13 protein-coding genes are annotated in these 14,084 nt (G+C 70.8%); 2 read left to right on the forward strand and 11 right to left on the reverse strand.

The window, feature by feature from the left end; translation table 11 throughout:
* Positions 1-63: 63 nt before the first annotated feature.
* From ruvA to pgsA, 9 genes are all read right to left on the reverse strand, one after another.
* Positions 64-684, reverse strand: a complete 621-nt coding sequence (gene ruvA, locus ACGFWI_RS13405) for a Holliday junction branch migration protein RuvA (RefSeq protein ID WP_393906096.1) — start codon at positions 682-684, stop codon at positions 64-66.
* The gene (gene ruvC / locus ACGFWI_RS13410; RefSeq protein WP_393906097.1) at positions 681-1,259 is read right to left on the reverse strand and encodes a crossover junction endodeoxyribonuclease RuvC; all 579 of its coding nucleotides are present in this window, start codon (positions 1,257-1,259) and stop codon (positions 681-683) included. The genes ruvA and ruvC overlap by 4 nt, the downstream gene beginning before the upstream one ends.
* A 151-nt stretch (positions 1,260-1,410) precedes the next feature.
* Entirely contained in the window at positions 1,411-2,163 is a 753-nt protein-coding gene (locus tag ACGFWI_RS13415; protein ID WP_393906098.1) for a YebC/PmpR family DNA-binding transcriptional regulator, read from the reverse strand.
* 111 nt (positions 2,164-2,274) lie between these two features.
* Positions 2,275-2,862: a pyridoxal 5'-phosphate synthase glutaminase subunit PdxT gene (gene pdxT, locus ACGFWI_RS13420; RefSeq protein ID WP_393906099.1), complete on the reverse strand. Its 588-nt coding sequence runs from the start codon at positions 2,860-2,862 to the stop codon at positions 2,275-2,277.
* Between the two features lie 8 nt (positions 2,863-2,870).
* Entirely contained in the window at positions 2,871-3,782 is a 912-nt protein-coding gene (pdxS, locus tag ACGFWI_RS13425; protein WP_393906100.1) for a pyridoxal 5'-phosphate synthase lyase subunit PdxS, read from the reverse strand.
* Between the two features lie 151 nt (positions 3,783-3,933).
* Positions 3,934-4,479 carry a hypothetical protein gene (locus ACGFWI_RS13430; protein WP_393906101.1) on the reverse strand — a complete coding sequence of 182 codons (546 nt, stop codon included), beginning with the start codon at positions 4,477-4,479 and terminating at the stop codon, positions 3,934-3,936.
* Positions 4,480-4,838: 359 nt separating this feature from the next.
* A complete protein-coding gene (locus ACGFWI_RS13435; protein WP_393906102.1) occupies positions 4,839-5,999 on the reverse strand; it encodes a glycosyltransferase family 4 protein in 1,161 nt (386 codons plus the stop codon).
* Positions 5,996-6,970 carry a phosphatidylinositol mannoside acyltransferase gene (locus ACGFWI_RS13440; protein ID WP_393906103.1) on the reverse strand — a complete coding sequence of 325 codons (975 nt, stop codon included), beginning with the start codon at positions 6,968-6,970 and terminating at the stop codon, positions 5,996-5,998. The genes ACGFWI_RS13435 and ACGFWI_RS13440 overlap by 4 nt, the downstream gene beginning before the upstream one ends.
* Positions 6,967-7,623: a phosphatidylinositol phosphate synthase gene (pgsA, locus tag ACGFWI_RS13445; RefSeq protein ID WP_393906104.1), complete on the reverse strand. Its 657-nt coding sequence runs from the start codon at positions 7,621-7,623 to the stop codon at positions 6,967-6,969. The genes ACGFWI_RS13440 and pgsA overlap by 4 nt, the downstream gene beginning before the upstream one ends.
* Before the next feature lie 275 nt (positions 7,624-7,898).
* On the opposite strand from pgsA, the gene ACGFWI_RS13450 reads away from it, so the two are divergent.
* Both ACGFWI_RS13450 and ACGFWI_RS13455 read left to right on the forward strand, forming a co-directional pair.
* On the forward strand, positions 7,899-10,097 hold the full coding sequence (locus tag ACGFWI_RS13450) for an elongation factor G-like protein EF-G2 (RefSeq protein WP_393906105.1): 2,199 nt from the start codon (positions 7,899-7,901) through the stop codon (positions 10,095-10,097).
* 184 nt (positions 10,098-10,281) lie between these two features.
* On the forward strand, positions 10,282-11,961 hold the full coding sequence (locus ACGFWI_RS13455) for a hypothetical protein (RefSeq protein ID WP_393906106.1): 1,680 nt from the start codon (positions 10,282-10,284) through the stop codon (positions 11,959-11,961).
* 28 nt (positions 11,962-11,989) lie between these two features.
* Here ACGFWI_RS13455 and ACGFWI_RS13460 read toward each other — a convergent pair whose 3' ends face one another.
* Both ACGFWI_RS13460 and ACGFWI_RS13465 read right to left on the reverse strand, forming a co-directional pair.
* A complete protein-coding gene (locus ACGFWI_RS13460; RefSeq protein ID WP_393906107.1) occupies positions 11,990-13,189 on the reverse strand; it encodes a YncE family protein in 1,200 nt (399 codons plus the stop codon).
* Positions 13,189-13,989 (reverse strand): polysaccharide deacetylase family protein, encoded by an 801-nt coding sequence (locus ACGFWI_RS13465; protein WP_393906108.1) that lies wholly within the window; start codon positions 13,987-13,989, stop codon positions 13,189-13,191. Before ACGFWI_RS13465 ends, ACGFWI_RS13460 begins: the two co-directional genes overlap by 1 nt.
* Positions 13,990-14,084 lie beyond the last annotated feature (95 nt).

The raw sequence follows: 14,084 nt of genomic DNA on the forward strand, positions 1-14,084 counted from the left end.
TCGGGGCGGCAGGGCCGCCTGCGTGGTCGTACGGTCGGGGGCGCGGAGCCCGGCCGGCTGCGGTCATCGCGCCCGGTTCAGAGTCTGCAGGGCCGCCTTGAGCAGCTGCGGCACCTGGGGCGCACCGCCCTCGGCGACCGCCGCCTCGGCCTGCGGGGCGACCGCGGCGACCGCTTCGTCGGCCTCGCGGGTGGCATAGCCGAGCCCGATCAGGGCGGCGTGCAGCTGGTCGCGCCAGCCGGCCGTGACGGCGCTGCCGACGCCCGCGCGGGCGGTGCCCATCGGTGCGCCGAGCCGGTCCTTGAGCTCCAGGAGCAGCTTCTGTGCGCCCTTCTTGCCGATGCCGGGCACGGCGGTGAGCGTCTTCTCGTCGTCGGTGGAGACGGCGAGGCGCAGGGTGTCCGGGGAGTGCACGGCCAGCATCGCCTGGGCGAGCCGGGGGCCGACGCCGCTGGCGGTCTGCAGCAGCTCGAAGGTCTGGCGCTCGTCGTCGTCGGCGAAGCCGTAGAGGGTGAGCGAGTCCTCGCGCACGACGAGGGACGTGGCGAGCTTGGCCTGCTGGCCGATGCGCAGGGCCGACAGGGTGTTCGGCGTGCACTGGACGGCCATGCCGACACCGCCGACCTCGATGACGGCGGTGTCCGGGGCGAGGGCCGCGACCGGGCCGGAGACGAAGGCGATCATCGGGTGCCCTTCTCGGGGGTCGGCCGGCGCGGGCCGGACGACGGGATGGTGGCGGGAGCGGCGCGGCGGGCCGCGGCATGCGCCTGCTGGAGGCGGTTGAGCGCGGGGGCGCGCCAGATGTGACAGATGGCGAGGGCCAGAGCATCGGCGGCGTCGGCCGGCTTCGGCGGTGCGTCGAGCCGCAGCAGACGCGTGACCATCGCGCCGACCTGGGCCTTGTCGGCCCGGCCCGATCCGGTGACGGCGGCCTTGACCTCGCTGGGGGTGTGCAGCGCGACCGGCAGCCCGCGGCGCGCTGCGCACAGCATGGCGACCGCGCTGGCCTGGGCGGTGCCCATGACCGTACGGACGTTGTGCTGGCTGAAGACCCGCTCCACGGCGACGTACTCCGGGCGGTGCTCGTCCAGCCAGGCGTCTATCCCGCGCTCGATCTCGACGAGACGGTGGGCGATATCGGCGTCCGCGGGAGTACGGACGACGCCGACGCCGACCATCGTCAGCGGGCGCCCCGCGACCCCGTCGACCACGCCGACCCCGCAGCGCGTCAGCCCCGGGTCCACCCCCAGCACCCTCATCGGTCCCCGCCCCTCGCGCTGTCGCTCACCAGTTCTCGGTCAGGGAGCGGATGCCCCCTGATCAGCACAGTAGTGGCTGCCACTGACAAACCGACGGGCCGACGGGGTGTGTCCCCGTCGGCCCGTCAGTCGACCGAGCGTGCCACGTCCGTCAGGCGTCGACCTTGGCCATCACATCGTCCGAGACGTCGAAGTTGGCGAAGACGTTCTGCACGTCGTCGCTGTCCTCCAGCGCGTCGATCAGCTTGAAGATCTTGCGCGCGCCCTCTTCCTCCAGCTCGACCTGCATGGTCGGGACGAAGTTGGCGTCCGCCGAGTCGTAGTCGATGCCGGACTCCTGGAGGGCACTGCGGACCGCGACCAGGTCGGTGGCCTCGCTGAGCACCTCGAAGGCCTCGCCGAGGTCGTTGACCTCTTCGGCACCCGCATCCAGGACCGCGCCCAGGACGTCGTCCTCGGACAGTTCGCCCTTGGGGACGATCACCACGCCCTTGCGGTTGAACAGGTACGACACCGAACCCGGGTCGGCCATCGAACCGCCGTTGCGGGTCATGGCGACGCGGACGTCCGAGGCGGCACGGTTGCGGTTGTCGGTGAGGCACTCGATGAGCACCGCGACACCGTTGGGGCCGTACCCCTCGTACATGATGGTCTCGTACTCGGCGCCACCGGCCTCAAGACCCGCACCGCGCTTGACCGCGGAGTCGATGTTCTTGTTGGGCACCGAGCTCTTCTTGGCCTTCTGGATGGCGTCGAAGAGGGTCGGATTGCCGTCCGGGTCGGCGCCGCCGGTCCGGGCGGCGACCTCGATGTTCTTGATCAGCTTCGCGAAGAGCTTGCCGCGCTTGGCATCGATCACGGCCTTCTTGTGCTTCGTCGTAGCCCATTTAGAGTGGCCGGACATCCGCCTGTCTCCTTCGCGTAACCAACGTCTGAAACGAACGCCACAGATCCTACCGGGGACAGGTCACACGGTGTAACTCCCGCCCATCGCCCGGCCACCACGGGCGAAGCCCTAAGCGCGCCGCACCATGTCCACGAACAGGGCGTGGACCCGGTGGTCGCCGGTGAGCTCCGGGTGGAAGGACGTGGCGAGGACGTTACCCTGCCGCACGGCCACGGTGTGCCCGTCGTACGTCGCCAGGACCTCGACCGCGCCGCCGACCGACTCGACCCAGGGTGCCCGGATGAAGACACCCTCGACCGGCCCGCCGGGGACCCCGGCGATGTCGATGGCCGCCTCGAACGACTCGTTCTGCCGCCCGAAGGCGTTACGGCGCACGATCATGTCGATGCCGCCGAACGTCTCCTGGTCCTCCCGGGCGTCCAGCAGCTTGTCCGCGACCATGATCATGCCGGCGCAGGTGCCGTAGACCGGCTTGCCCGCGCGGACGAAGGCACGGAGCGGCTCCAGCATGCCGAAGACGACGGCCAGCTTGGACATGGTGGTGGACTCGCCGCCCGGGATGACCAGGCCGTCGATCTCGTCCAGTTCCTCGGGACGGCGTACCGGCCGGGCCAGGGCATCCGACTCGGCGAGCGCGGCGAGGTGCTCGCGGACGTCGCCCTGGAGGGCCAGCACACCGATGGTGGGGGTGCTCATCTATGGTCCTACCAGCCGCGGTTGGCGTAGCGCTCGGCCTCGGGGAGGGTGTCGCAGTTGATGCCGACCATGGCCTCGCCCAGGTTGCGGGAGACGTCCGCGATGACCTTCGGGTCGTCGTAGAAGGTGGTGGCCTTCACGATCGCGGCGGCGCGCTTGGCGGGGTCGCCGGACTTGAAGATGCCGGAGCCGACGAAGACGCCCTCGGCGCCGAGTTGACGCATCAGCGCGGCGTCGGCCGGGGTGGCGACGCCACCGGCGGAGAACAGCACGACCGGCAGCTTGCCGAGCTCGGCGACCTCCTTGACCAGCTCGTACGGGGCGCGCAGCTCCTTGGCGGCGGCGAACAGCTCGTTGTTGTCGTAGCCGCGCAGCCGGGCGATCTCGCCCTTGATCTGACGCATGTGGCGCACCGCCTCGACGACGTTGCCGGTGCCGGCCTCGCCCTTCGAGCGGATCATGGCCGCGCCCTCGGTGATCCGGCGCAGCGCCTCGCCCAGGTTGGTGGCACCACACACGAAGGGGGTGGTGAACGCCCACTTGTCGGAGTGGTTGACCTCGTCGGCCGGGGTGAGGACCTCGGACTCGTCGATGTAGTCGACGCCGAGCGACTGCAGGACCTGGGCCTCGACGAAGTGGCCGATGCGGGACTTGGCCATGACCGGGATGGAGACGGCGCTGATGATTCCGTCGATCATGTCGGGGTCCGACATCCGGGCCACGCCGCCGTCCTTGCGGATGTCGGCGGGGACCCGCTCCAGGGCCATGACGGCGACGGCGCCCGCGTCCTCGGCGATCTTCGCCTCTTCCGGCGTGACGACGTCCATGATCACGCCGCCCTTGAGCTGCTCGGCCATCCCGCGCTTGACGCGCGCGGTTCCGGTCTCGGGGTGCTGGGACGTGGTGGGCGTGCTGGACACGGTTTGACCTCACTCAGTGCGGGTGGCTGTACTGCTGCGCCCACACAACCGTTAGTGAGTGGCCTGGGAAAAGGGCCAATTAGAGGTCAGTGGCTCGTCACCGCTGGGACTCGCAGTCTCCGGCGCCCGTCCGCCGGGTGCCGGCTCCCGTTCAGTTCCCGGCCGAGCGGTCGTCCAGGACGGCCGGCGGCTCGTCGTCCATCTCGAAGGCCAGCGGAAACGGCGCATGGCCGGCGAGCCGCAGATAGCGCACCACCCGGTGACGGCGGACGGCGCGGGCGGCCCGTACGGCATCGTTGTGGAAACGGCGGGCCATCGGGACCCGGCGCACCGCGGCGGTGAGTTCGGTGACCGTGCGCTCACCGCCCGGAGCCTCCCGTACCGCCTCCAGCTGGGCCTCCTCGGCAAAGATGGCCCGCAGCGCCTGGCTCAGTTCGCTCTCCGCGACCTCACGGTGGTCCTCCGCGGCCTGCCGGGCCTCGTGCGCGGCCTGGTAGAGGACGATCGAGGCGGCGGGATCGAGGACCCCCGAGGTGCCCACCTCCTGCGCGACGGACGCGCGCCGGAGCAGTTGGGCGTCGAGGGCCGCCCTGGCCGCGTCGATGCGGGCGTGCAGACGGTCGAGCCGCCCGGCCGTCCAGCTCAGATAGATGCCGATGAGGACGATCGCGGCGGCGATCCAGATGAACGTGGTCACGGTGGGTCACCCTACGCGGATGCGTGCCTTGGCCTTCGCCCCACGTTGTCGGCTTTCCCGCCGCGGGCGTTGTTCGCCGTTGCGCCTGGCGGCGGGCGGGGTCCGCTGCGCGGGGCTGTCGGGTGCCGGTGACGGGCCTGCGCGGGTGGGTGTCCGGACTGCTGCGCTTTACGTCCGGACACCCACCCGCTCCGGCCCGTCCCCTCCCGTGGGGGGAAGGGGAAAAGCCAAGTGGGGGTGCACCTAGCCGGTCCGGCGCACCTCGCGGACCACACGCAAACAACCACCACAGCGGCCCGCCGCAGGCGCAACGGCGACGAACCCCCACGGCGGGACAGCCGACAACGTGGGAAACCCCGTCAATCCTTGGCCAGCCACCTGCGGGCCCGTAGCCCCATCCGTTCATCGGTGGCCACCGAGGCGGCGCCGGTGGTGACCGTTTCGTAGACGGCGAGGATGTCGGCGCCGACGGTGGACCAGTCGAAGCGGCGTACGTGGCGGGTGCCGCGTTCGCGCAGCTCCGCGAGGCGTGCGGGGTCGCCGAGGAGGCGTACCGCGGCCGTGGCCAGGGCGTCCGCGTCCTCGTTGGTGAACAGTTCCCCGGCCTCGCCCTGGTCCAGGACCTGGGCGAAGGCGTCGAGGTCGCTGGCCAGTACGGGCGCCCCGGCCGACATCGCCTCGACGAGGATGATGCCGAAGGATTCGCCGCCCGTGTTGGGCGCGACATAGACATCCACGCTGCGCAGCAGCCGGGCCTTGTCCTCGTCGCTGACCATGCCGAGGAATTCGACCCGGGAGCGCATCTCGGCGGGCAGCACCGCGACCGCCTCCTCCTCGTCACCGCGTCCGGCGACCAGCAGCCGGGCGTCCGGTACCTCGGCGAGGATCGCGGGCAGCGCCTTCATCAGGACCGGCAGGCCCTTGCGCGGTTCGTCGATCCGGCCGATGAAGCCGATCGTTTTGCCCTGCCACTCGGCCTTGGGCCCGGCCGAGGCGAAGAAGCCGACATCCACGCCGTTGGGGATCACCACAGCGTCGCCGCCGAGGTGCTCGACGAGCGTGCGGCGGGCGTATTCGCTCACCGCGATGCGTGCGCTGATCTTCTCCAGGGCGGGCTGCAGGATCGGATATGCGGCGATCATGGCCCGTGAGCGCGGGTTGGAGGTGTGGAAGGTCGCCACGATCGGGCCCTGTGCCGCCCAGCAGGCGAGCAGGCCGAGCGAGGGCGAGGCCGGTTCGTGGATGTGGATGACGTCGAAGGCGCCGTGCTGCAGCCAGCGGCGTACCCGGGCCGCGGAGAGGAAGCCGAAGTTGAGCCGGGCGACCGAGCCGTTGTACGGGACGGGGACGGCGCGGCCGGCGGAGACGACGTACGGCGGCAGGGGGGTCTCGTCGTCCGCGGGGGCCAGGACGGAGACCTCGTGGCCGAGCCGGATCAGATGGTCGGCCAGGTCCCGGATGTGGAACTGCACGCCGCCGGGGACGTCCCAGGCGTACGGGCAGACGATGCCGATCTTCACGCGGTCTCCGTTCCGGACGCCTCGGGGCCGCCCGGTGCGCCGGACTCCTCGCGCGGCTCCAGGTCGGCGAGCCAGAGCCGCTGCAGCATGTGCCAGTCCTCGGGGTGGTCGGCGATGCCGGAGGCGAACGCGTCGGCGAGCGCCTGGGTCATCTGGGCGGCCTTCTCGGCGCGGGTGCCGGTCTCCGGTGCCTCGATCTCCGGGTAGATGCGGCCGCGCATCACGGCGGTGTCGTCGTACCAGAGCGTGACGGGCAGCAGCATGGCACCGGTCTGGAGGGCGAGCACCGCCGGGCCGGCCGGCATCTTCGTGGCCTCTCCGAAGAACTTGACCTCTATCCCGGAGGCGGACAGATCACGGTCGGCGACCAGGCAGACCAGGCCGCCGGCCCGCAGCCGCCGGGCGAGCGTGCCGAAGGCGGCGCCGCCGGTGTGCGGCAGCACCTCCATGCCCAGGCCCTCGCGGTAGGCGACGAAGCGGTCGTAGAGGGATTCCGGCTTGAGGCGCTGGGCGACGGTGGTGAAGGGGACACCGAGTTTGGTGGTGACCCAGGCACCGGCGAGGTCGTAGTTGCCCATGTGCGGCAGCGCGAGGACGACGCCTCGGTCGCTGTTGAGCCCGTCCTCCAGATGGTGCACGTCCTCGGGCACGAAGCCGGTCCTTATCCGGTCCTTGCTCCAGGCCGGCAGCCGGAAGGACTCCATCCAGTAGCGCATGTACGAGCGCATCCCGGCCCGGGAGAGCTCGGCGAGCCGCTGCGGTGTGGCATCCGGGGCGACCCGGGCGAGGTTCGCCTCCAGCCGCAGGACGCCCTTGCCGCGGCGCTTCCAGACCATGTCGGCGATCCGGCGGCCGAGCCGTACGGCGGCACCCTCGGGCAGTTTCTTGACGGTGCTCCAGCCCAGCGCGTAGAGCGCATCCGTCAGCTTGCCGGTGTCGATCCGCGGCCGGCGGGTCCTGCCTGGACTCATGCGCTGTTTCCCCCTTGTGCCATGGCGTCGGCCTCGGCCGACTCCCGTCGTACCGTCACCACGCGCTGCCCGAGGGTGACGACGCTGCCGACGCCGACGACCCACAGGGCGATCGGCAGCAGAATCTCGACGCCGGGTACCCCGAACGCGTGCAGACCCGACAACCCGCAGGCGACCAGCGTGATGACCAGCCGCTCGGCGCGCTCCACCAGACCGTTGACGTTCACCGGCAGCCCGATGGCCTCGCCGCGCGCCTTGGTGTACGAGACCACCTGGCCGCTGGCGAGGCAGAAGATCGCCATCGCACAGAGCATCAGGCTGTCGCCGCGCCCCGCGTACCACAGGGCGAGCGCACCGAAGATCGCCGAGTCGGCGACCCGGTCGAGGGTGGAGTCGAGAAAGGCCCCCCAACGGCTGGAGCGCCCCAGCTGCCGCGCCATGTTGCCGTCGACCAGGTCGGAGAAGACGAACAGGGTGATGACGATCGTGCCCCAGAAGAATTCGCCCAGCGGGTAGAAGACCAGGGCGCCGGCCACCACGCCTCCGGTCCCGACGAGAGTGACCGCGTCCGGGCTGACGCCGATACGGATGAGCAGGGCGGCGAACGGCGTGAGAACACGCGTGAAGAAAGCACGCGCGTACTTGTTCAGCATGGCCTTCCCGGAGGTCGATACGGGCCGCGAGGTCAAGGGGCCACCGGCTGGCCCATCGTAGCCAGGAGGTCTTGGGCCACCACGAACGCATCGCGGCGCAGAGTGCATCCCAGGGCTCGGGGACGCCGTCGCGCGCCCGGGGGCGCACCCGGGGGCTCCACGGGCGGTGCCACAGGACCCTTGGGAGCACCGGCTCCGTGCGCCATGTATGGACGCATCATGACCTCGGTGGAAAGCTCGAATCACCGCAAAGTGTCGACCTGGAGGCGAGACACATGAGCGAGAAACCGAGTACACACCCAGGAGCCGCCGGCAGGGCATCAACGGCCGGCCAGCCCACGTCCCTGCGGAATGTGGTGCTGGTCGGCCACAGCGGATCGGGGAAGACCACCTTGGTCGAGGCCCTCGCGCTGGCATCCGGCGCGGTCAACCGGGCGGGCCGGGTCGAGGACGGCGGCTGTCTGTCCGACTACGACGAGATCGAGCACCGCCAGCAACGCTCCGTACAGCTCTCCCTGGTCCCGGTGGACTGGGGCGGAGTCAAGATCAATATCTTGGACACCCCCGGATACGCCGATTTCGTCGGGGAACTCAGGGCCGGTCTGCGCGCAGCGGACGCGGCCCTTTTCGTTGTCTCGGCGGCTGACGGCGTGGCCGGCGCGACCCGGATGGTCTGGGACGAGTGCGCGGCCGTCGGCATGCCGCGCGCGCTGGTCGTCACACACCTGGAGGCGTCCCGCGCCGACTTCGACGAGATGACCGAGCACTGCCGGACCTCGTTCGGCGGCGAGGACCCGGACGCCGTCGTCCCTCTCTACCTCCCGCTGTACGGAACACCGGGCGCCGACGGCCACTCCCCCGTACACGGCCTGATCGGCCTGCTCACCCAACGGGTCTTCGACTACTCCTCCGGCGAGCGCACCGAACGCGAACCGACGGAGGACGAGCTGCCGCAGATCGAGGCGGCCCGCAACCGCCTCATCGAGGCGATCATCGCCGAGAGCGAGGACGAGTCCTTGATGGACCGCTACCTCGGCGGCGAGGAGATCGATCTCAAGACCCTCATCGGGGACCTGGAGACGGCGGTCGCCCGCGGCACGTTCCACCCCGTGCTGGCCGCGGCCCCGGCCGCCGAGGGCTCCAAGCAGGGGCTGGGCACCGTGGAGCTGCTGGAGCTGATCAGCGGCGGCTTCCCGACCCCCGCGGAGCGCGAGGCACCCACCGTGACCAGCCCGGACGGCGCCGCGCGCCCGGCGCTGAGCTGTGACCCCGCAGGCCCGCTCGCGGCCGAGGTGGTCAAGACCTCCTCCGACCCGTACGTCGGCCGGATCTCCCTCGTCCGCGTCTTCTCCGGCACCCTGCGCCCGGACGAGACGGTGCATGTCTCCGGCCACGGGCTGCAGGACCGGGGGCACGAGGACCACGACGTCGACGAGCGGGTCGGCGCACTGTCCACCCCGTTCGGCAAGCAGCAGCGCCCACTGCCCAAGGCCATCGCCGGCGATCTGGCCTGCGTGGCGAAGCTGACCCGCGCCGAGACCGGCGACACCCTGTCCGGCAAGGACAGCCCGCTGCTGATGGAGCCCTGGACGATGCCGGACCCGCTGCTTCCGGTCGCCATCCAGGCACACAGCAAGGCCGACGAGGACAAGCTGTCGCAGGGCCTGGCCCGCCTGGTCGCGGAGGATCCGACGATGCGCCTGGAGCACAATCAGGACACCCATCAGGTGGTCCTGTGGTGCCTGGGCGAGGCGCATGTCGATGTCGCGCTGGAGCGGCTGCGGGCCCGCTACGGCGTGCAGGTGGACACGGTCGCGCACAAGGTGTCGCTGCGGGAGACCTTCGGCGCCCCCGCAGCGGGCCGCGGGCGCCATGTGAAGCAGTCCGGCGGCCACGGCCAGTTCGCGATCTGCGAGATCGAGATCGAACCGCTCCCGGGCGGCTCCGGCATCGAGTTCGTGGACAAGGTCGTGGGCGGCGCGGTGCCCCGGCAGTTCATCCCGTCCGTGGAGAAGGGCGTACGCGCCCAGGCCGAGCGCGGGGTCGCCGCCGGACATCCGCTCGTCGACATCCGCGTCACGCTGCTCGACGGCAAGGCGCACTCGGTCGACTCCTCGGACGCCGCGTTCCAGATGGCGGGCGCGCTGGCGCTGCGCGAGGCCGCCGGCGACGTCCGGATCGAACTCCTCGAACCGGTGTCCGAGGTGAGCGTGATGGTTCCGGACGATTTCGTCGGCCAGGTGATGAGCGATCTGTCGGGGCGCCGCGGCCGGGTCGTGGGTACGGAGCAGTCAGGGGCGGGCCGCACCGTGGTGCGCGCCGAGGTGCCCGAGATCGAGATCGACCGGTACGCCATCGATCTTCGCTCCCTGTCCCACGGCACCGGGCGGTTCTCCCGCGCTCACCTGCGGCATGAGCCGATGCCGCCGCCGCTCGCCGACAAGTGGCGGGAACAGGCCGAGAACGGCGCATAGTTAACGGCGGATCAGCCGTTGGAGCGGCCGCTGTCCAGCTCAACTCCCCCGGGCTGGACGGCGGCTGTACGCTGAGTGCCTGCCGTTGAACCGGGGGCGACGGCAGCACACGAGGTCACGGGCTCGAACACCGGCCCTCAGCAGGTGTGCCGTCGGCAGAAGTCGGGAAGAGCCGCATCATCGGATGCGTGCGGTGTGGGGGGCGGTAGTGGCAGACGGCTTTGACTTCAGTCCCGGGGCTCAGGTCCCGCTCTCGGGGAGCGCCGGGCAGACGGCGGCGACCCAGGCGCTGGCCTCGGCCGCCTACCGTGACAGCCCGCTCGCCGATATCTCCAAGGCCGACTCCGACTCCGGCAAGTCCGCGATCAAGAAGCCCAAGCTGTCGCTGTTCGCGCCCAACCTCGGCGAGGCGTTCTCGCGTGCGGTGCAGGTGCGGATGCTCGGCGGGGGGCGCGCCGCGCTCATCCAGTCCTTCGGGACCGAGCCGCAGACCATCGTCGAGCACTGTCTGTCCGCGACCCGCGTGCGCAAGCAGCGGGACGCGAAGCTGACGCTGCTGATGGTGCTGTTCGGACTGCTGTTCCTGCCCGGTGTGCTGCTGTGGCTGGGTGTCTTCCAGCTGCGGAAGATGCTCGCCAAGGACGGTGCGGGCCGCGGTATCTCGCTGCTCGGGGGGCTGCTGCTGACGGTGCTGGCGGGCGTCGGCCTGTTCTTCATGATCAAGCTGCCGCTCACCGGCTTCTGGCCGATGTACGCCCGCGCCATGGCCGTCGCCCCGGTGATCGGCTGGTGGTGGGCCAAGCAGATCTGCGAGAAGACCGCGGTGGCCATGCGGGAGTCGTGGAAGGGGCTGCTCGAGGGCGGCGGCGTGGCCGCGAAGATCCCCGAGGCGGTGCCCCAGGACCCGAACCAGATCGCCGCCGAAACCCTCCGGCAGAATCTCGCCAAAATCTCCGCCGAGCAGAGCAGCAACGTCGTCTTCTACGCCGGTCCCAAGGGCATACTCGGCATGGGTACGCGCTGGGGCAGTTGGCAGCTCGCGGAGGAGCTCACGCCGGCGAAGGAAGGCAGCGAGATCCACCCGTTCCGCAGCTGGGACGTCATCCGGGCGATCCACGACAAGCTGCGGCTGCTGGAGCGCAGTCCGCTGCACACCGGCGGATTCCCTTCGCCGTCCGTACGCCACTGGATCGTCTCACCGGTCGGGGAGAAGGCCGCCGCCGTCACCCGCCCCGAGGGCACCCATGTGCAGGCGTACCAGATCCGCGGGCACGAGATAGAGCGGATCTGCAACGAGCAGCAGTTCGGCAGCGGCAACCGCCACTACCTCGGCGTCCAGTTCGTCCTGTGGGACGGCCAGTTGGTGATCACCCTGATGATCACCGTCACGGTGCTGCACGAGACCCTGCGCATCGAAGTGACCGGCCACGCCCTCGGCCCGGTCAACGGCCTGTTCACGACCAAGCCCGAGCCCAAGACCAAGGACGTCGCCAAGGTCGTCAAGTTCTGGGAGACCAAGACCCAGCACCTCCCGCTCATCGAGCCGCAAGAGGTGGTCCGGCTCGCCGCGCGCGCCCCGCTGACCTGGTTCCCGCCGGTCCTGGACTTCCTCGGCGGCAATCTGACCCTCCCCGAGCCGTTCGGCCTGCGGCACGTCTGGGCCGACAAGCCCTGGCGCCACCGCTTCATGGCCGATGACGCGCTGCGTGCCGCGACCCCGGTGCTGCGCGCGGTCCACGCCGCCGCGATGAGCGTCCTCAAGGAGAACGGCGTGGACACCGAGCGCTTCACCAACCGGTCCCTGGTGCTCAGCGGCATGGTCCAGGGAGTGGAGCCGCAGAAGGCGGACGAGTACAACGCCTAGGCCCCACCCGCCCAGTGGGGCTCACGGGCTAGCGGAAGATGCCCGTGTGCCCCAGGGAGTACCGCCCCGGCTGCGGGTAGACCGCCAGCCCGTGCGGGCCCTGGCCGACGGGGATCTTGGCCAGGGTTTTGCCGGTACGGGTGTCCAGTGCGTAGACCTCGGAGTTGTAGCGGCCGGACAGCCACAGGACCTTGCCGTCGGTGGACAGGCCGCCCATGTCGGGACTGCCGCCGCCGCGGATGTGCCACTTGTCGACGAGCGCACCGGTCCTGAGGTCGAGCCGGGAGATGGAGCCCTCGCCGCGGTTGGAGACGTACATGTAGCGCGAGTCGCGGCTGACGTAGAGGCCGTGGGCGCCCTTGCCGGTCGGCATGAGCTTGGGCTGGGCGAAGGTGTCGCCGTTCAGGATCCAGATGCCGTCGGCCATCATGTCGGCGATGTACCAGGTCTTGCCGTCCGGGGAGATCTTCACGTCCTGCGGCATCGCCCCCTCGAACGGCAGCTTCTCCTTGCCGATGATCTTCATCTTCTCGGTGTCGACCTTGAGCAGCTCACCGGAGAACTCGCAGGAGACGATGAAGTACCGCCCGTCCGGCGAGAAGTCGGCGTGGTTGACGCCGCCGCAGTTGACCCGCAGCGTCCTGCGGATCTCCATGGTGTGCGGGTCGCGGAAGACCAACTGCCGGTCCATCGAGGCCATCACGATGGCGTACTTCCCGTTGGGCGTGAAGTAGAGGTTGTACGGGTCGTGGACCTTGACGGGCTTGCCGGCCTTGCCGGTGGCGGGGTCGATGGGGGTGAGGTCGTGCCCCCGGTTGTTGTTGACCCAGAGCGTCTTCAGGTCCCAGGACGGCACGACGTGCTGCGGCTGTACGCCCACCGGAATGGTCTCGATGACCTTGTAGGTCTTCGGGTCGATGACGCTGACCGTGTCGGAGCCGGTGTTGGGGACATAGATCCGCGAGGGGAAGTCCTTGACCTGCGGCGCCAGCCGGCCCGGCCGGTCCGCCGCGTAGAGGTCGTGCTCGTCCAGCAGCGGCGGCATCCCGGGCAGGCCCGGCTTGGCGGCGTTGACCGGCGCGCGTTCGACCGGCCGCGGGCTGTGCCCGGCCCGTTCGCTCTCGCCGCCGCCACAGCCCGCCACCAGCGCGCAGGCCACGGCGAGCAGCGCGGCCCGGTGGCGCGCGCGGAGACGGGGACGGTCGTGGGTACGGTTCCGGTCAGCCATCAGGTCACTAGCTCCGTTGTCGTCACCGCGCGCAGACCGCGTCGGCGGAGGCCGTCGAGGATCGGGGGCAGCGCCGCCACCGTGCCGGCGTGCCCGAGGTGGAGGCTCACGACCGAGCCCGGCTCGACCGCGTCCAGGACCGTGCGCCGGACGGCCGGGGCTCCGGGGTCGTTCGCGTCGAGGGAGTCGACGTCGTAGGACAGGACGTGCGGATAGCCGGCCTTGCGGGCCAGGGCGGTCACCAGGTCCGTGGCCCGCTGGGTCTGCGAGGGACGGAACCAGCTGCCGATGGTTCCGGTGAGCGCGCGCAGCCGGTCGGCGCACCGGGTGATCTCGGCGTAGGCCTCGGCGGCCGGCAGGGCGCAGATGTTGCGGTGGTGCATGGTGTGATTGCCCAGCTCATGGCCGCCGTCGAGGATCCGGCGGGCCATCGCGGGCTGCGCGTCGAGCCAGTCGCCGATGGCGAGCACGGTGACCTTGGCCCCGGCCCGCTCGGCCTCGCCGAGGAGGGCGGTCGCCATCTTGGGGTCGCCCCTGCCGTGGAAGGTCAGCGCGACCGCATGCCCCCGCCGCGGCCCGTGGGCGATCTGTACGGGCAGGCCGGGCGCCCGGGTCGGTGGCCGGGCGGGGGGTGTCCGGACGGGTGGGGCCTGGCCCGCAGGGGAAGCGCTCGGCCCGCCGGCGGACCGTACGGCGCCGGCGTCCTCGTCCCGGTGCGGGTCGCAGCCCGACACCAGCGCACCGGCGGCCGCGGCCGAGGCGGCCGCGCGCAGCACGGAGCGACGGTCTAGGGAAGTCACCACCCCATTAGAGAGGCAACTAATCCGAATTAGTGTGATCTGTCCGATTCATTCGGCGCGTGTCGCCTCGACCACCGGCCCCGGACGAGACCGGA

The organism is Streptomyces sp. NPDC048434, from assembly GCF_043200375.1.
Classification (GTDB): Bacteria; Actinomycetota; Actinomycetes; order Streptomycetales; family Streptomycetaceae; genus Streptomyces.